Raw genomic sequence first — 19,000 nt, 5'->3', positions numbered from 1 at the left:
AATGAAAAAAATTCTCGTTCTATGCACCGGAAATTCGTGCAGAAGCCAAATGGCTCATGGTTATTTAAAGCATTTTGCTAACGATAAAGCACAGGTTTACAGTGCCGGTGTGGAAGTACACGGACTAAATCCGTTTGCAATAGGTATAATGGCAGAAGATGGTATTGATATTTCCAAACACACTTCTAATCACGTGGATGAATATGCCGATATTGAATTTGATTATGTGATAACCGTTTGTGATAATGCCAAAGAAGCTTGTCCTTTTTTCCCAACCAAAACAAAAACAATTCACCATAGTTTTGAAGATCCGTCAAAAGCATCAGGAACCGCAAAGGAACTAATTGCAGAATTCAGAAGGGTTCGCGATCAAATCAAAGCTTTTTCTGAGGAATTTATTAAAGAAAATGTTTAAAAAGAAAAATCCCAAATTCGAGTGAGTTTGGGATTTTTTCATTTTTGTAATGTTTTATTTCTGAATTATTAGTGTTGAAGGTGTGTTGCTCAACCAAATTCCTCTAGTTTCAACCAATTTTTTCCAGCTGTTGAGACTAATCAACATCAAATCCTGCTTGAGCAAAAATTCTTTTTCGATTTTTTGTTCATTTAGCAGCGTAATGTGATTAGGTGCTTTTTGTTCAATGGAACGGATCATTTCTTTAATTTCCGGGTTATTTTTGATTAATCCTTTAGAATCTAAAATCGTAATCTGAGATTCGTTGTTGTGAATGAGTTTTTGAGCATAATTTATCAAATAAGCATCACTTTTATCAAAAATAGGAACAAAAATAATGTCTGCTTTGGTGAATTTTTTATCCACTAAGATACCAACCGGAACTTCGCTTTTCATTAAAATTTGACGGGTTCTATCATCAAAAATCGATTCTTCAAAAATATTATCCTTCCCGGCTATTGTATTTAAAATACGATCTGGTGTGATAATTCTGGTAGTAAATCCTAAAATTTTACCTAAAAAACTTCCTTCAAACATTGATTGTCCCAAACCGATTAAAAGCAAATCAAAATCGCCTTGATTGGCCGTTTTGGCAATGTCAGAATCAATATCATTCGATGCTTTAAAAAAAGTGGAAAGTGGTTGATTCATATTTTTTGCTTCGTTCAAAACGGGGTCAAAACTTTCCCTTTCATACTCTTCAATATTAATTTGATTGATTTCGCTGGTAGGTGTCAAGTGCATGGCTGTAATCAACGCATTTTCACCTTGTTTTTTAGTAAAAAAATGTCCCAAACGCAACAATGCTTTACCACTCTGACTATCTCCAAACGAAAACAATAATTTATATTTTCCGGCATCAATAACTTCAGCCGGAATGGTTTCATCAGTTGGTTTTTTGAAAATTAGGTCAATTAAATTTAATGCCGGACCGGTCATAAATGTGGTTACTAACGCCATGATGACCATCATCGCAAAAACTTCGGGCGTGAGCACTCCTAAATCAAACCCAATGTTTAAAACGACCAATTCCATTAAACCTCTGGTGTTCATTAATGCACCAATGGTTAAACTGTCACGCCAATTCTGACCCACAAATTTGGCAGCTAAAGCACTTCCAACAAATTTTCCAACAACTGCCACTAAAATGATTAAACCCGTCACTTTCCACAAATAAGGATCATTTAAAAGTCCGATTTCGGTACGCAAACCCGTAAAAACAAAAAACAAGGGTAAAAGCAACACGATGGAAACATCTTCTACTTTTTCGATAAAAAGAGTTCTGAATCGCATATTATCCGGCATAATTGCACCTGCCATAAACGCACCAAACAAGGCGTGAATACCAATAATTTCCGTAGCATACGAAGAAACAATTAGTGTTACAAAAAAGATGGCTACGACTGGTTTACTCAATTTTTCTTTTGTGGCATATAGTTCGCCAACTCTTTTTAAGAAGGGTCGAACCAATTTTAGCATCAACAACACATAAATAGCCGCTAAAGCAATGATATAAAGCGAACTCACAAATGAACCTGCTTTAACAATGGCAATAACCGCAGCCAACAAACACCATGCAGTAATATCATCTGCTGCGGCACAAGTTATGACCATCGTTCCCAAGCGGGTTTTGTGTATGCCGCGTTCTTGAACAATTCTTGCTAAAACCGGAAAAGCCGTAATACTCATCGCAATTCCCAAAAATAAACCAAAAGAAGCAAATTGAACTCCTTCGGGAGCAAACGATTCATAAATGTAATAAGCCAATCCCATCCCTGAAGCAAATGGAATAATGATACTGGCATGACTCACTACAACTGCGTCATGAGCTTTGTTTTGAAGCACTTTGAGGTCTAACTCCATTCCGATTACAAACATGAATAAAATAAGCCCTATTTGGCTAAGAAATTGTAAATTTCCCAATGACTCAGCAGGAAAAAGATTGGCTGAAAATTCAGGAAAATACATGCCGAATAACGAAGGTCCTAGAACAATTCCGGCAATAATCTCACCAATAACTGAAGGTTGACCGATTTTTTTACAAATCCATCCAAACATTCTGGCTACTAAAATAATAGTCACAATTTGAGCCAATAATATCGCTAACGGATGATGAATGTTGTGTGTAATTGATTCTAAAAACGAATCCCATTGTGATAAATTGGTAGAAACGACTTCAATATTTCTATTGTATTCAAGTTTTTCGCCTTGAACGGCAATCCAATACATTAAGGCAGAAAAACCACCAATGATTAAAATATAAAAGAAAGAGTTTTTAAAGTTTTTCATGAGAAAATCAATTAATTTTCTCAAAATTCTATCATTTCAAAATAGTAAAATCCGCTACTGAAATAGGACATTTCATTTTTGTAATGAAAGGGCAAAAAAATGTAACAACTTATAAAGTTAGTTTTGACAAAAAATCCTTTTTGAATGAATTTCCTAACGTAAGCACAAGGTTTTTCTCTCTTAAAGTACAATTTGTAGTAATCAAATCAGCTGAAAAAAACTGAACAATACTAAGTTTGATGATTTCGTGTTTGTTAATTCGGCAAAAATCTGAAGTTGGCAATAATTCCAGTAATTTTTCGAAAGAAATATTTTTTAAAATAACGGTTGAGCCATCATTCAGCAAAACTTCTTTGTCTCTGCTATCAATCGAGGCGGTTTTGACGTAGTTGATTTTGTCGAAATATAATAGTATTTTACCTTTATCTGCTTGTAGTTGAGTAAATTTCTTGGTTGGAATTTCCTGCTGAATTCTTTTCAACGCCTTTTGAACAGCCATTTGCAATCGCTCTTTTTTGATGGGTTTTTGCAGATAATCCACTGCATCCAATTCAAAAGCATCCAACGCAAATTCTTTGTAAGCTGTAGCAAAAATGATAAGTTTTCCTTGTAATAGATTTGCCACTTCAATGCCCGAAATCATTGGCATTTCGATGTCTAAAATGCATAAATCAAAATCTAATTCGGGGATTTCACTTAAAAACACATCGGGGTTGTTAAATGCTTTGACTACTTCCAATTCAGGAATTTGTTCGCAAAGCATTTTCAAATAAGTTAATCCGGGCAACTCATCGTCGAGCAGCAAGCATTTCAGCTTTGTGTTCAAGTAAATTAATTTTTAAGTGAGCAATATAAACGTCTTTTTCTACAAATCGATCCAGTTTAAAATGATCTTTGTAGATGATTTTTAATCTTTGTTCAAGAGTTTGTGTTCCAAAACCTCCTTTTTCTTTCTCTAATTTTGATTTTCGAGAAATTTTGTTGGAAACGGTTAAACTAAAAACACTTTCTTTAAATTCAAATACGATGGAAATAAAAGCATCCGCACTTTGTAAATCGGCGTGTTTGAATGCATTTTCAATTAAATCGATAGAAATCATCGGAGCAATTAACTTTTGATTGTAAAGTAATTCTTCTTCCTTTACCTTCATTTTTACCTTTAATTCAAAAAGCGGACTGACTTTTATTTTATTGATTTCTATTAAGTTACAAGCAAATTCAATTTCATCTTTTGGTGTGACGAATTTTTTTCGACTTTCGTATAAAATATAATCCAACACATTCGCTAGTTTATCTAATGCAAAATAGGTTTGATAAGCATGCGATTGAATAGAATTCAAGATGTTTTTAAACAAATGCGGATTGAGTTTTGCCTCCAACGTTTCCAGTTGTAAATTGCTGACTTTATCTTCTAATTGCTGAAATTGCGATTCGATAGCTTCTTTTCTTTTCAGGGATTTAAACAGTTTATATCCCAAAATAAGAGCTATTCCCACAACCAAAACAAGTGCAGCAACTAAAAAATAAAAGTAATTTTGAAAATCATTCGATTCCATAATCCAAAAATGTCTTGCAAATTTAAACAAATAAGGCTTCCCGATAGGAAAGCCTTATTACATATTATTGAATGGTTATTACATTTTCATCAACCAATTTCGCATTGAAACTTCATTTGAGATGATATCTCTTAATTCAGAAATTTTCACACGATCTTGTTGCATCGAATCTCGGTGACGAATGGTAACCGTTTCGTCTTCTATCGTTTGATGATCCACTGTGATGCAAAACGGTGTTCCTAATGCATCTTGTCTTCTGTAACGACGACCCACGGCATCTTTTTCATCATAGGCTACATTGAAATCCCATTTCAATTCTTCTACAATTTTACGTGAAATTTCAGGCAAACCGTCCTTTTTTACCAAAGGTAAAATGGCTGCTTTGGTTGGTGCTAAAACCGATGGTAAACGCAAAACTGTTCTAGTTGAACCGTCTTCTAAGGCTTCTTCTGTTAATGAATTAGCGAAAACAGCCAAAAACATACGATCTAAACCAACTGAAGTTTCTACTACATACGGAACATAGTTTTTATTTTCCTCAGTATCAAAATATTGTAATTTCTTTCCTGAATATTGTTCGTGTGCTTTTAAATCGAAGTCGGTTCTGGAATGAATTCCTTCCAATTCCTTAAATCCGAATGGGAAATTAAATTCGATATCCGCCGCAGCATTAGCATAATGAGCTAATTTTTCATGGTCGTGAAAACGGTAATTTTCTCTACCTAAACCAAGCGATAAATGCCATTTTAAACGGGTTTCTTTCCAGTAGTCATACCATTTCATTTCTTCGCCCGGTTTCACGAAAAATTGCATCTCCATTTGTTCAAATTCACGCATACGGAAGATGAATTGACGAGCAACAATCTCGTTTCTAAACGCTTTTCCTGTTTGAGCAATTCCAAATGGAATTTTCATACGACCCGATTTTTGTACGTTTAAGAAATTCACAAAAATTCCTTGAGCAGTTTCCGGACGCAAATATAAATCCATAGCAGAATCGGCAGAAGCTCCTAATTTGGTTCCGAACATCAAGTTAAACTGACGCACTTCGGTCCAATTTCGGGAACCAGATTCCGGACAAGCGATTTCTAATTCTTCAATTAAAGCCTTTACATCGGCCAAATCTTCATTGCCTAACGAACGAGCCATTCTTTCCAAAATTTCGCGTTGTTTGGCTTTGTATTCCATCACACGAGGATTGGTTGCAACATATTGAGCCTCATCAAAAGCATCACCAAAACGTTCTCTGGCTTTATCGATTTCTTTTTGTGCTTTTTGGTTTAATTTTTCGGCATAATCCTCAATTAACACATCAGCACGGTATCTTTTTTTCGAATCTTTGTTGTCAATCAACGGGTCATTGAACGCATCCACGTGTCCGGAAGCTTTCCAAGTGGTTGGATGCATAAAAATCGCGGCATCAATTCCCACGATGTTTTCATGCATTTGCACCATCGATTTCCACCAATATTCTCTGATGTTTTTCTTTAATTCTGCTCCGTTTTGAGCATAATCGTAAACGGCACTTAAACCGTCATAAATTTCACTGGACGGAAAAATAAATCCGTACTCTTTTGCATGTGAAATTACATTCTTAAAATTATCTTCTTGTTTTGCCATAATGGTGCAAAAATATAAAAAGTGTGTAGATATGTCGCATAGTTGTTAAAGTTTTAAAAAAAATCATATTTTTGTTGCTCAACTAAACGCCATTTCGAACCTAATACAAGCCAAAATGCTGAAAAGTATACTCCATTTATTCTATCCAGAAGTTTGCTTCGCCTGCAAAAATCCTTTGTTTACCAATGAAATTTATGTTTGTGCACGGTGCAGACATCAATTACCACTCACAAGACACACTGAAATTCCAGACAACGAGGTTTTACGAACATTTTATGGTCGTTTACCGTTAGAACATGCTTCTGCCTTGCTTTATTTTCATAAAAAAGGAATGGTGCAAGAACTTATTCATCATTTAAAATACAGAAATCGTCAGCAAGTGGGAACTTTTTTAGGTGATTGGTATGGAGAAGAGCTTCAAAAAATTCACTCCGATTTAAAATTTGATGCAATTATTCCGGTTCCTTTACATAAAAAGAGAATGAAAGAACGAGGATACAATCAGTTAACCTCATTTGGTCAATCACTTTCAAAATCATTACAAATACCCTTTTATGATGATATTTTACACCGAAATACGTATTCTGTAACTCAAACCAAAAAGTCCTTTTTAGAAAGAACTGAGGCTAAAAAAACCATTTTTGAAGTTGAATTCGCCGAAAATCATCACAACAAGCATTTTCTCTTGATTGACGATGTTATTACAACCGGTTCAACATTAGAACAATGCGGAAAAGCCATACTCAAAATACCCGGAGCACGTTTGAGTATTATTTGCATGGCCTATACTCACTAATCATAAGCAAAGAAAAACCTAAAACATTTCATTTACACTAAATATAATTGTTATTTTGTGGCAACTTTAAGTGTTTGGTAAAATTATGCGAATTATTTTTCTGCTTCTTATTTCGGTTTTGTTTACGGGCTGTGCCAAGCGAGGTTTTATTACCGGTGGCATGAAAGACACCCTTGCACCTGTTTTGAGGCTAAGTGAACCTAAGAATTTTTCAACAAATTTTAAAGGAAACGTCATTAAACTTCAATTTGATGAATATGTAAAGTTGAAAGACGCGAACAAGCAATTGATTATTTCGCCGCCTATGAAACTTCAACCGCTGATAACGCCATCGGTTGCTTCAAAAGAAATTACGATCACCATAAAAGACACATTACTTGAAAATACTACCTATAGTTTCAATTTTGGAAATAGTATACAGGATAACAACGAAGGAAATCCGTATCAACAATTCAAGTATATTTTTTCTACCGGAACCTACATTGATTCGCTTGAATTAAACGGCACAATTAAAGATGCTTTTGATTTAAAAACTGATAATTTCGTTTCGGTTATGCTATATGAAAAAAACGAAAAATTCTACGATTCCATCATTTATAAAGAAGCTCCACGATACATTACCAACACATTAGATAGCAGTAAAACTTTCAAACTTGAAAATTTAAAGGAAGGAAACTATCTTTTAGTAGCCATGAAAGATGAGAGTAGCAACAACAAATACGACCCTAAATCTGACAAAATTGCATTTTTTAGTGAAACGATAACCATTCCTAGTGATTTTGCGTATGAGTTGGAGTTGTTTAAAGAAGTGCTTCCTTTTAAGCCTTTGAAACCATCACAAGCTTCGGGAAACCGAATAATTGTTGGTCATCAAGGAAAAGCCGACAACCTCAAAGCAGAATTGAAAAACGGTAACGAAGTTATTCCAACAGTCATTACGCCTTTTGAAGGAAAGGATTCTGTTCAAATTTGGTTTAAACCCATAAAAACCGATTCACTTTCGTTAAAAATAATTCGGAATGATTTTGAAAAGGAATTTAACGTGAAGATGAAAAATCAAAAAGCAGATACACTTAGCATTAAAGCGAAACAAAGTGGTACTTTGCATTTTAGGGATAAATTTACGCTCAGTAGTTCAATTCCATTGATAAAAATTGATGACTCAAAAATTAAATTGATTAATAAGGATTCTGTTGCTATTGCATTTACTACCAAATATGATGAATTAAAACAAGAAGTTGAAATTGATTTTAAAAGAGAACCAGTTGAAAAGTATAGTTTCACCCTTGAAAAAGGTGCTTTTACTGATTTATTAGAAAGAGAAAGCGATTCTACCGGCTATCGAGTTTCAACCAGAGATGTTGCAGATTATGGTAATCTCCGTCTTCAATTGGAAGGAATAAAATCGTTTCCAATCATTGTTGAATTGACAGATGACAAAGGAAAAGTTTTGGCCTCAGCCTATTCGGAAGGAGAAACAGTTCTAGATTTTAACCTTGTGCAACCTGCCATGTTTACGGTTAGAATCATCTATGACGAAAACAAAAACAAAATTTGGGATACCGGAAACTATTTAGAAAAACGCCAAACCGAAGAAGTCAAATATTTTCCGACACCCGTTGAAGTGAGAGCAAATTGGGATGTTGATCAAACGTTGAAGTTTACTGGTGGTTGATGAAAGTTTAAGGTTTGAAGTTTCAAGTTTCAGGTTTTGAACGGATGAGTAGTTGGAGTTTTCAGTCTCATTTTTCAAGAAGAAATAGAAAAATCATCCCGATCATTCAAAAAATTCAATTTTTTTCGCGTTTCAAGCATTTTTTCTTTGTCTAAATCAACATGAAAAACATGTTCATTTAATTGCGGTTCCAAGAGATAATTCCCTAATTCATCAATCACTTGTGAGTGGCCAACATATTCGTGCTCGTTATCATCAAATCCAATTCTGTTTACACCAATCACGTATGTTAAATTTTCTACCGCTCTGGCTTTCAGTAAAATGTCCCACGCATTTGTTCTTACTTTTGGCCAATTTGCTACATAAATCAGCAAATCATAGTCTTCGGTATTTCTGGCAAAAACAGGAAAACGCAAATCGTAACACACTTGCAAACAGATTTTCCAGTTATTATATTCAATTATCTTTTTTTCTTTTCCGGGTTGATAGACTTTTTCTTCGCCGGCTAAGGTGAAAAGATGTCTTTTGTCGTAATACTCCACTTTTCCGGATGGGAAAACAAATACCATACGGTTAAAAAAAAGCTCCCCTTCTTGGATGACTAAACTGCCAGTTATAGCAGCGTTATTTGCTTTTGCAAGTTCAATTAACCACGCAATCGTTTCGCCTTGCATTGTTTCCGCAACGTGTTTTGGATTCATTGTAAATCCGGAGGTAAACATTTCTGGAAGTACAATTAAATTGGTATGTTGCGAAATTGCCTTTATCTTTTGTTCAAAATAAAGTCGGTTTTCGGATGGATTTTCCCAAACTAAGGGAGCTTGAATGAGTGAAACAATCATTTTTTTCTTTTTGATAAAGATACAAAATACGAATTTGAGATTTTTTCTTATCTTCACAAAAAAACAATTGTATGAAAAAATGGACTTTTTTATTGGCTTTATTGATTTCCTTTTCAATGAATGCCCAACAGAAATCTGAAACCCAAAAATTCTGGGAAACACTTCAAAAACATTGCGGAAAATCGTTTGAAGGCGAAATAATTGAAGCTCCTGCGAACGATGAATTTCGTGGAAAAAAGCTAGTCATGCACGTAAAAAGCTGTGGAAAAAATAAAATCCGAATTCCGTTTTTTGTGGGTGATGATAAATCCAGAACTTGGGTATTGACCTATAAAAATGGTAAAATCACACTCAAACACGACCATCGTAAGGAAAACGGCAAACCGGATAAAGTAACGCAATATGGCGGAACCTCAACCAATGGAGGACTTCACAACATTCAGTTTTTCCCGGCTGATGAATTTACGAGCGAATTGATTCCGTATGCTTCAATGAATGTTTGGTGGATAACGGTTGATGAAAAAGCTTTTACATATAATTTACGCAGAATTGGAACAGATCGGGTTTTTTCGGTGTCTTTTGATTTGAGTGAAACAGTTGAAAATCCTGAGTCGCCTTGGGGTTGGAAGGATTAGTTGCTCACAGAAAACAAGTAAACCTTTAAATGGAACACGGATAGTAAGGATTTAATAGATTTCCGCTTATTTTTTGATTTGATTCACTTGAAATGGATTGAAACGGATTTATTGATGCAATAAACTGCGACTGTAATAGAAATCTTTTATTGGAACGCGGATTGAACTGATTTGCTTTGCAAAACGCAGATTTTTACAGATTTTTTGATGCAATAAAGTGCGACTTTGACTGAAAACTCTTTCAATGGAACACGGATTAGAATGATTTAATAGATTTCCGCTGATTTTTTTGATCCGCTTCGCTTAAAATGGATTGAAACGGATTATTAATCAAAATATTTCCGCATTTTATAAACGTCTCGTCTCCCCCTCCTTTGGAGGGGGTTGGGGGGAGGTCATTCCACCGTAATTTCATCCACAAAAATAAACGCTTCCCCATCAAACGGAAAACCTTGATGCCATTCGGGTAACTTACCGAAGTTGGTGGCTTTTACTTTTACGTAGCGAGCTTTTACATGTTTTTTGATGCTTTTAAATCCTTTGATGATGGAATTGTAGTCTTTCGGGTCAATTGTATTGTTTTGTGTGTCGAAAAGCGTAAAATTCACATTATCATCTGAGATATAATACTCCACTTTGGTTGGCATTAAAATCCACGAACGGGTATCTTGTAGAAAATTGGCGGTAATTTGATTGATTTCACGGGTGGATTGCATATCGATGATTGCTTCAAAATCGTGGATTTGATAACCTTGCCAATCGCCTTTTCGCCAGTTTTCTGTTCCAAAAATACCATCAATCAAGCCTTCCGGACCACCGGCGTGGTATTGCGGATTGTATGTTGATTTGATATCGATGGTGAAATTGTTTGGTTTTTTGAAGAAAGTGGCTGAAACAGTTGCACTCAAAGGTCCTTTTGACTCAATTGATTCTCTAAAGTAAGTTTCAATTGTTGATGTTTTAGAAATTTCAAATGGTTCAAAGTAGGGTTTAAATTCTGAATTTTTATTTAATTCATCAATAACACGATAATATACAGCTTGTCCTCTAAATTTTCTTTCAGATAAAGTAGAATGAGTAATTTCAATCGTCATTTTATCTTTAAAAGATTTACTTTCAGCATGAATAACTGGAACAACTGAAAGTATTCTAGAATAATAGTAGTCGGATGTATCAATTGGTCTCTTAATAAAAAAACCTAGTTCTTTATTATTATTTTTTATTACATCTACAGCTTCACCATTTTCAAAATTCACTTTTATTTTTTCAAAATAAGGCTCTGATGTCGTCCAATTTGGTTGACCAGGAGTTACATTATAAATCCCCATCGAACTCAACACATACCACGCACTCATTTGTCCGCAATCTTCGTTGCCGATTAAGCCGTCGGGGTCATTTTTGTAGAAATTGTCTAAAATAAAATGTACTTTCTCTTTTGTTTTTTCAGGTTTACCTACATAATTGTACAAATAGGCTACATGATGACTCGGTTCGTTTCCGTGAGCATATTGCCCGATTAAACCGGTGATGTCGACTTGATGACGACCGGAAGTTTCGCTGACACTGTTGAACATTTCGTCTAATTTGGCTTCAAATTTTTCATTTCCACCCATTGCTTCTATCATTCCATCAATATCTTGCGGTACAAAAAACGTGTATTGCCAGCCATTCGCTTCAGTGTAATTATTGTTCACTTCTTTTGGGTCAAAAGGTTTATCCCAACCGCCATTTTTTTTGGGTTGAATGAATCCGGTTTCCCAATTGAAAAGGTTTTTCCAATTTTGAGAACGAAGCATAAAATACTGATAATCTTCTTTTTTGTCTAATAATTGAGCCATTTGAGCGATGCACCAATCGTCGTACGCATATTCTAAGGTTTTGGAAACACTTTCATGTTCATCATCAATTGAAATAAAACCTTGTTTTTTGTAGGCATCCAACCCTAAATGATCGAGCATAGCGGAATGTTTGGCGGCTTCATAGGCTTTTTCATAATCAAAACCTTTGATGCCTTTGACCATTGCATCAGCAATCACAGAAACGGAATGATAACCAATCATACAATCGGTTTCGTTAGAAGCGAGTTCCCAAACGGGTAAGCGGCCGCCTTGTTCAAATTGTTTGATAAAGGTGTTGATGTAATCGGATGTTCGCTTTTTATCAATCAACGTATAAAGCGGATGAGCGGCTCGAAAGGTATCCCAAAGGGAAAAAACGGTGTAATAATCAAATCCTTCGGCTTGATGAATTTTGTTGTCGCGACCTCGGTATTTTCCGTCTAAATCCTGAGCGATGTTGGGTTGCATCATCGTGTGATACAAAGCCGTATAGAAAATAGTGAGTTTATTTTTATCGGAAGAAGTGACTTCAATTTTGGAGAGTTCTTTGTTCCACATTTGTTCGGCAGCTTTTTTTACTTTTTCAAAGTCCCAATGTGGGATTTCGGTGCTGTTGAGTTGTGCTCCTTCGTACCCGGTGGGTGAAAGGGCTACTTTTAGGAGTAGTTTTTCACCTTTTTTGACTTTTTTGGAGAAACTCATTCCGACTATTTCAAGATTTTCCGAATCTGACTTATTGACTCTTGAAACTGCCATTTTTTGATTAAATTCAATCCTAGCATAAACATATTGATTACTTGCCCAAGCTTCACTTCTTCGTAAAACTTCAATAGTTCTGTCATTAATAACTCGGATTTTACCTTCTAATAACTTATCTCGATGGTTTAAATCCAAGATAATATTTGCTAAACCACTTTCATTGAATGTATATTCGTGAAAACCTATTCTGGTTGACGTGGTTAAACGAACATCAATATTGTGTTTATCTAATTTTACAGAATAAAATCCGGCGGATGCTTTTTCGTTGGTATGAGAAAAAGTAGAGGAATAGATTTTGTTGTCAAAGGAAGGTTCGCCCATGGTTGGCATGAGCAAAATATCACCATAATCTGAAACGCCGGTTCCATTGAGATGTGTGTGCGAGAAACCATAAATTCGGTTGTCGGAATAATGATAGCCGGAACAGCCTTCCCAACTACCGTCGATGCGGGTGTCTGGAGAAAGTTGAACCATTCCGAATGGTACGGTTGCTCCGGGAAATGCGTGTCCGGTTCCGCCTGTTCCGATAAATGGGTTGACGTATTGTTGGTAATTTTGACTAAAATTTAGTCCGGATATGAATAAAAAAACGGAGAGAAGTAGAAATCGCATAGTTGTTTGTTTGTTCTTCAAATATACTAAATTTTCTTTTTGAGCAGGATTTGCGTTAGGGATTGCAGCGGCATCCTTTTGTGGAGCTTGCGGAACAAAAGATAGAGCGGAAAGCCCGACCCTTGGGGAACGCCCACAAAAAAAGCACTCAACAAATGCTGAATGCCTTTTAAGAAAACAAATATGAAGTTGAAAAAAATTAGTGGGTTGAAATGGTATATTTGACGGTTTCTGTGCTTATTTTCCAATTGTCTGAACGAAATGGAACGGCAGGAAATCCTTCTATATTGAACAAATTGCAATGCGATGCATCGCCAATCCAACCGAAACGAACGGCAACAGGGTTTGGCACTTTATCGCTACTTACGATTATTTTATTGTTTTTGATATAGGCTTTGGCGGTTTGAAAATGCTGATCTTGTCCGGCGATTTCAAACCCATATACAAATCCGTAATCGTTGGTGGTTGTCAATCCTTTTCCTGTGTTTTGAAAAGTAATGATTAATTGGTTTTCATTTTTTTGAAAAGACTGAAACGTTGGACCGTTATGTATTTTATTTTTTTGGTGTAAATGGTGTAAGGCAATGGTTGACAGTCGCTTACCAACTGTTTGTTTGTTTTTGGGATGAATGTCGGTTGGATCACCAATGTCGGTCGTTACAACCATTCCGGTGTTTTTTAGGGCTAATGTTTGAGTTTGAGCTTCTCGCAATTCTGCCCAATCACAGCCTTGGTTGCTGTTTCCCACAGTTGTAAAGGTTGCCAATTGAACAAAATAGAATGGGAAATCTGTTTGCCATTTTTGTCGCCAATCGTGGATTAATAACGGAAAAGCTTTTCGATATTGATAGGCTCTGGCTGCATTGCTCTCGCCTTGATACCAAAGTACTCCTTTGAATGCAAACGGAATGAGCGGATGAATCATTGCATTGTAGCAAAGCGAAGGAAAATCATTTTCGTTGATGCTGTTTTTAATTGATTCTACTTGAAATTTCCATTTTCCTGCGAGGGGAATTTCTTTGTTTTGGAAGATTAATTTCAATTCGTTTTCGTTGCCATGAATTCCGCCACCGCCGCCATTATCTTCTATGCGAATAGCAATTGTATTTTGTCCGGTTTTGAGAATTTCTGCCGGAATTTGATAGGTTCTTTTTTTATCCCAGCCGTTTGTTTGACCAATTTTAATTCCGTTCACGTAGGTAATATCGTTATCATCAATTGCCGGAATTTCTAGGATAATTGCGTTGGTTGCCTTTTCTAAATGAAACTGCTTTCGCAACCAGACAACACCGTCAAAATTTCCTAATTGTTGTGTTTCCCAAATGCCGGGTTGTTGCATTTCGGGCCAAGTTGAATCGTTTACATCAACTAAGTTGAATGATGCTGCTTTTTTTGAATCTAGTTTGGCATTTTGTATGCTTTCGATTTGTCTTTCGGCTGATTCTATTTTTAGTTTTAAAAGTGAATCTAAGTTAATTTTTGGCATGGTTTGAATCATTTCCTGAAACTCTACCTCCGATTCAAAACCTTGTTTGCTAATCCACGTTTCAATATTGGTTCCGCCCCAAGAAGCATTAATTAGACCAATTGGAATGGCCACTTCTTGAGTCAATTCTTTTGCAAAAAAATAGCCAATAGCGGTAAAATTTTCAACAGTTTGTGGTGAACAAACTTCCCATGGCGTAGTTTTAAAATCGCTATTGGGCTGACTATTAACTTCTTTAGGAATTTTTATGTGTCGAATGATTGAAAAATTGGCTGATGCAATTTCTTCGGTTGCATTTTCAGCTTGTCCGACTGTCCATTCCATGTTTGATTGTCCGGAGCAAATCCAAACTTCGCCAACTAAGATATTTTTAATTTGGATGGTGTTTTTGCCTTTGACATTTAAAACAAATGGTCCGCCGGCATTTTCTTTGTCTAAATAAATAATCCATTTTCCGTTATGATCTGCCTTGGTGGATTTTGATTGGTTGTGAAATTGAACTGTAATATGTTCATTAACCGCTGCCCAACCCCAAATTGGTATTTTAATGTCACGTTGCAACACCATATTGTCTGCAAAAATTGAAGCTAGTTTAACTTCTGCATAAATTTCATTGCTAAAGAACAACACTACTAAAATGAAAATTTTCATCTTTTTAATTTATTAATTCAAACAGTTGATTTAAACGAATATCAGCAGAAGAAGTTCCGATCATGACTTCAAACTCGCCCGGTTCGGCTATCCAATCTAATTTTTGGTTGTAGAATGAGAGTTTTTCTTTGTCGATTATAAACGTAATTGTTTTTGTTTCGTTGGGTTGAAGTTTTATTTTTTGAAAGTCTTTCAACTCTTTAACAGGACGTACTACTGAAGCAAATTTGTCTTGAATATATAGTTGAACAACCTCTTCACCAGCTACTTTTCCCGTATTTTTTAGTTGAAATGAAAGTGTGATTTTTTCTGATTCTTTTATTTTTGAAGATGAAAGTTGAAGATTAGAATACTCAAATGTGGTATAACTCAACCCATATCCGAAGGGAAATTTAGGTGAGTTTTTTAAATCGATATACGCCGAAACATAATTGGTATGATTTTCTTCTTTTGAAGGTCTTCCGGTGTTGAAATAATTGTAGTAAATGGGAATTTGTCCTTCACTTCTCGGGAAAGTCATTGGTAACTTGGCAGACGGATTATAATCGCCAAAAAGCACATCGGCAATGGCATTTCCGGCTTCGCTACCTAACCACCACGTATAAAGAATGGCTGGAACGTTATCGGCTGTCCAATCAAAAACAAGTGGTCTTCCGGCATTAATGAGCACGACCATTGGTTTTCCGGTGGCGTGAATGGCTTTTACTAAATCTTCCTGCACGCCGAGTAATTGAATACTGCTTCGGCTTTTGGCTTCGCCGCTCATGTCCCAACGTTCACCAATTGTTAGAATAACAACATCGGCTTGTTTGGCAACGGCAATGGCTTCGTCAAAACCGGCTTTACTGGTATCTTCGAAACCGCAACCTCTGGCATAAAGTAGTTTGGTGTTTTTGCCGACTTTATTTTCTAATCCTTTCCATTGTGAAATGATGTAGGTTGAATCGACTTCTTTCACATCAATCGACCAAAACCCGTGGTTTCCTCGAGCTGGCTTTACGGCTGGACCAATAAAAGCAATGGTTTTGATTTGCTTGGAAAGCGGAAGCAAATTGTTTTCGTTTTTGAGTAAAACAATACTTTTTGCCGCAATTTCACGAGCAAATTTTGTGTGTTCAGGATTGTTCAATGCTTTTTTTTGTCTTTCCGCATTGGAAAAGCGGTACGGATCATCAAATAAACCTAATTCGAATTTTTTGTATAAAATGCGTCGAACGGCATCATCTACGAGAGCAATATCTACTTTTCCTTCGTTGACCAAAGCGGCTAAATTATAGCGATAGGCATTACTTTCCATATCCATATCGCTACCGGCTGTAATGGCAGACAATGCTGCTTCTTTACCGTTTTTTGCATAGCCATGAGCAATCATTTCGCCGATTGAACCCCAATCGGAAACCACAAAACCTTTGAAATTCCATTTGCCTTTTAAAATATCACGTTGCAAATAGGCATTTCCGGTGGCTGGAATTCCGTTTAAGTCGTTAAAAGAGTTCATAAACGTGGCAACACCGGCATCAACAGTGGCTTTGAAAGGTGGCAAATAAGTTTCCCAAAGCATTCGTTCGCTCATGTCGACGGAATTATAATCTCTTCCTCCCAAAGCAGCTCCGTAAGCTGCAAAATGTTTGGAACAAGCCATTACGGCATCTAAATCACCTAATTTTTTTCCTTGAAAGCCTTTTACACGAGCAAATGCTATTTTGGAACCTAAGTAGGTATCTTCTCCTGCACCTTCCATGACTCTTCCCCAACGTGGATCACGGCCGATATCGACCATGGGAGCAAACGTCCAGTGAATTCCGTTTGCAGAAGCTTCAATTGCTGCAATTCTGGCTGATTTTTCGATAGCTTCTAAATCCCAACTGGCTGCTTCGGCCAAAGGAAGTGGAAAAGTGGTTTTATAACCGTGCACCACATCTAAACCAAAAAGTAAAGGAATTTTTAATCGGGATTGCATGGCTAATTCTTGGTATTGACGCGTGTGTTGAACTCCCATCACATTGAGCATGGAACCGATTAAACCTTGTTTGATTTCTGCTTGTTTGTTTGGGTTTATGGTAATTGGCCCAGTGGCACCACCATCACCTGTATATTGATTAAGTTGACCAATTTTTTCTTCCAACGTCATTTGTTTCAAAAGATTTTCCACCTTTTGTTCAATCAATTTATCTTGTGAAAAAGAACTAATTGAAAGTAAAATAATCAATACTAAAATTGTCTTTTTATTCATATTTGTTTTTTTAAAATTTAAACCTGACAGATTTTAAAACCTGTCAGGTTTAGGGAAATATAGTCTTTACTTTTAACTATTTATTTTACATGATTACAACATAAAAATTTAATAAACCAATGTCTGTATCGCTTTTGCCGGAATTTTCAATTCACTCACTTGACTATTATTGCTTAATAAATAGGTTAATTCTTTGTCGGATTCATTCATAACAACGGTTACTAATTCTCCATTTGGATTTTGAAAAGTAGTGGCAATTAATTGACTTCGGCTAACCGAATTACTAATGTTTTTTGCTCCCGGTTTGATAAATTTTGAAAAATGTCCAATGAAATAATACGATGGAGTATAAATCAGTTCTCCGGTTGATGTATCGCCATGAATTGGTGAAAAACAAAAGTTTCCTACGTGATTTGGTCCACCGTTTTGGTCTAATAAAATATTCCAATCGGTCCAACCTACGGTTCCGTTATTAAAATCGTGTATCATTGAACGACCGTAACGTTGACCGTTTGCCCAAAATTGGTATTTTTCGGCAGAGAATTTTTCTACACAACCTTCGGTGAACAATAAATTTTTATCCGGATACATTTGGTGTACTTTTCCAACATTTTCAAACATCGGATTTCCGCCGCTCCAGTTTTCATACCAATGGAAACCAATTCCCCACACATATTTGGCCGCTTCAGGATCATCTAACACGGTGCTGGCTCTTTGCGTAAGCAAATCTCTGTTATGATCCCACACGGTGATTTTTAGGTCTTTTAATCCATTTTTATGCAATGTTGGGCCTAAATATTTTTTTAAGAAATCGCGTTCTTCTTCGGCAGTATAAATGCAGGATTCCCAAATTTGAGTTGCCATTGGTTCATTTTGAATGGTTAAACCCCAAACCGGAATGCCTTCTTTTTCATAAGCTTGTACAAACTTTACATAGTAATTTGCCCACGACTGATAGAATTCTGGTAATAACTTGCCGCCTTTAAGCATATTTTTAGAATCTTTCATAAAAGCCGGCGGACTCCACGGACTAGCATAAAACGTGGTTTTACCTGCTTTTGCCATTGCTTTTTTGATTAATGGAATTTTAAAAGCTCGGTCGTGTTCGATAGAAAAAGTTTTTAATTCTTTATCACCTTCTTCTACATACGTATAGCTTCCGGAACTAAAATCGCAGCTGTGGATGTTAGTTCTAATGATGGTATAGCCGATACCTTTTTCCTTATCAAAATAAGCATTCAAAAATTCTTCTTGTTTTTCTTTGGATAATTTAGCAAAAACTTCGGCACTGGCATCAGTTATTGCTCCTCCAATTCCTAAGAAAGTTTGATTTTTTTTGTTTGGATGAACAAAAACGCACAATTGTGTTTCGAAAGGTTGACTGTAGGGCTTAAAAGTTTCCTGTCCGGTTTTGGTCATTTTTAAGTCGGAATCAGGAGCCGATGTATAAATTGTAACCGGTTTTGGCAGTAGATTATCTGAATTGGGTTTATTCTTTGTTTGCCCGAGAACAACTGCGGAAACCAATAATAAGGCGATAGAAAATTTCATTTT

At 36.0% G+C, this 19,000-nt stretch carries 13 protein-coding genes; 4 read left to right on the top strand and 9 right to left on the bottom strand.

All coding sequences use genetic code 11. The features are described 5' to 3' along the window. Window position 1 precedes the first annotated feature (1 nt). Entirely contained in the window at window positions 2-415 is a 414-nt protein-coding gene (locus tag B4N66_RS13740) for an arsenate reductase ArsC (protein WP_291095445.1), read from the top strand. Between the two features lie 54 nt (window positions 416-469). Here B4N66_RS13740 and B4N66_RS13735 read toward each other — a convergent pair whose 3' ends face one another. The 4 genes from B4N66_RS13735 to B4N66_RS13720 form a co-directional block, all read right to left on the bottom strand. Beyond that, a complete protein-coding gene (locus B4N66_RS13735) occupies window positions 470-2,743 on the bottom strand; it encodes a cation:proton antiporter (RefSeq protein ID WP_291095443.1) in 2,274 nt (757 codons plus the stop codon). A gap of 109 nt (window positions 2,744-2,852) precedes the next feature. Next, window positions 2,853-3,569: a LytR/AlgR family response regulator transcription factor gene (locus tag B4N66_RS13730; RefSeq protein ID WP_291095441.1), complete on the bottom strand. Its 717-nt coding sequence runs from the start codon at window positions 3,567-3,569 to the stop codon at window positions 2,853-2,855. Beyond that, window positions 3,532-4,299, bottom strand: coding sequence for a sensor histidine kinase (locus tag B4N66_RS13725; RefSeq protein ID WP_248436101.1), 768 nt, complete (start codon window positions 4,297-4,299; stop codon window positions 3,532-3,534). The genes B4N66_RS13730 and B4N66_RS13725 overlap by 38 nt, the downstream gene beginning before the upstream one ends. A gap of 78 nt (window positions 4,300-4,377) precedes the next feature. After that, window positions 4,378-5,919, bottom strand: a complete 1,542-nt coding sequence (locus tag B4N66_RS13720) for a glycine--tRNA ligase (RefSeq protein ID WP_291095437.1) — start codon at window positions 5,917-5,919, stop codon at window positions 4,378-4,380. A gap of 115 nt (window positions 5,920-6,034) precedes the next feature. Between B4N66_RS13720 and B4N66_RS13715 the strand changes: the two genes are divergently transcribed. Beyond that, on the top strand, window positions 6,035-6,715 hold the full coding sequence (locus B4N66_RS13715; protein WP_291095435.1) for a ComF family protein: 681 nt from the start codon (window positions 6,035-6,037) through the stop codon (window positions 6,713-6,715). An 85-nt stretch (window positions 6,716-6,800) separates the two neighbouring features. Next, on the top strand, window positions 6,801-8,390 hold the full coding sequence (locus B4N66_RS13710) for an Ig-like domain-containing protein (RefSeq protein WP_291095433.1): 1,590 nt from the start codon (window positions 6,801-6,803) through the stop codon (window positions 8,388-8,390). 74 nt (window positions 8,391-8,464) lie between these two features. Here B4N66_RS13710 and B4N66_RS13705 read toward each other — a convergent pair whose 3' ends face one another. Next, window positions 8,465-9,232 (bottom strand): amidohydrolase, encoded by a 768-nt coding sequence (locus tag B4N66_RS13705; protein ID WP_291095431.1) that lies wholly within the window; start codon window positions 9,230-9,232, stop codon window positions 8,465-8,467. A gap of 71 nt (window positions 9,233-9,303) precedes the next feature. Here B4N66_RS13705 and B4N66_RS13700 point away from each other — a divergent pair, with 71 nt between their 5' ends. Further along, the gene (locus tag B4N66_RS13700) at window positions 9,304-9,867 is read left to right on the top strand and encodes a hypothetical protein (protein ID WP_291095429.1); all 564 of its coding nucleotides are present in this window, start codon (window positions 9,304-9,306) and stop codon (window positions 9,865-9,867) included. A gap of 395 nt (window positions 9,868-10,262) precedes the next feature. On the opposite strand, the gene B4N66_RS13695 is transcribed toward B4N66_RS13700, so the two are convergent. The 4 genes from B4N66_RS13695 to B4N66_RS13680 form a co-directional block, all read right to left on the bottom strand. After that, on the bottom strand, window positions 10,263-13,076 hold the full coding sequence (locus B4N66_RS13695; protein ID WP_291095427.1) for a GH92 family glycosyl hydrolase: 2,814 nt from the start codon (window positions 13,074-13,076) through the stop codon (window positions 10,263-10,265). Between the two features lie 199 nt (window positions 13,077-13,275). Continuing rightward, complete coding sequence (locus B4N66_RS13690; protein ID WP_291095425.1) at window positions 13,276-15,213, bottom strand: sialate O-acetylesterase; 1,938 nt, start codon at window positions 15,211-15,213, stop codon at window positions 13,276-13,278. 4 nt (window positions 15,214-15,217) lie between these two features. Then, window positions 15,218-17,446 (bottom strand): beta-glucosidase BglX, encoded by a 2,229-nt coding sequence (gene bglX / locus B4N66_RS13685; protein ID WP_291095423.1) that lies wholly within the window; start codon window positions 17,444-17,446, stop codon window positions 15,218-15,220. Window positions 17,447-17,554: 108 nt separating this feature from the next. Beyond that, a complete protein-coding gene (locus B4N66_RS13680) occupies window positions 17,555-18,997 on the bottom strand; it encodes a glycoside hydrolase family 30 protein (RefSeq protein WP_291095421.1) in 1,443 nt (480 codons plus the stop codon). Window positions 18,998-19,000 lie beyond the last annotated feature (3 nt).

This window comes from Flavobacterium sp. UBA2787 (assembly GCA_002352205.1).
In the GTDB taxonomy this organism is placed as follows: Bacteria; Bacteroidota; Bacteroidia; order Flavobacteriales; family Flavobacteriaceae; genus Flavobacterium.
This window is presented reverse-complemented; position numbering and strand designations above follow the sequence as displayed.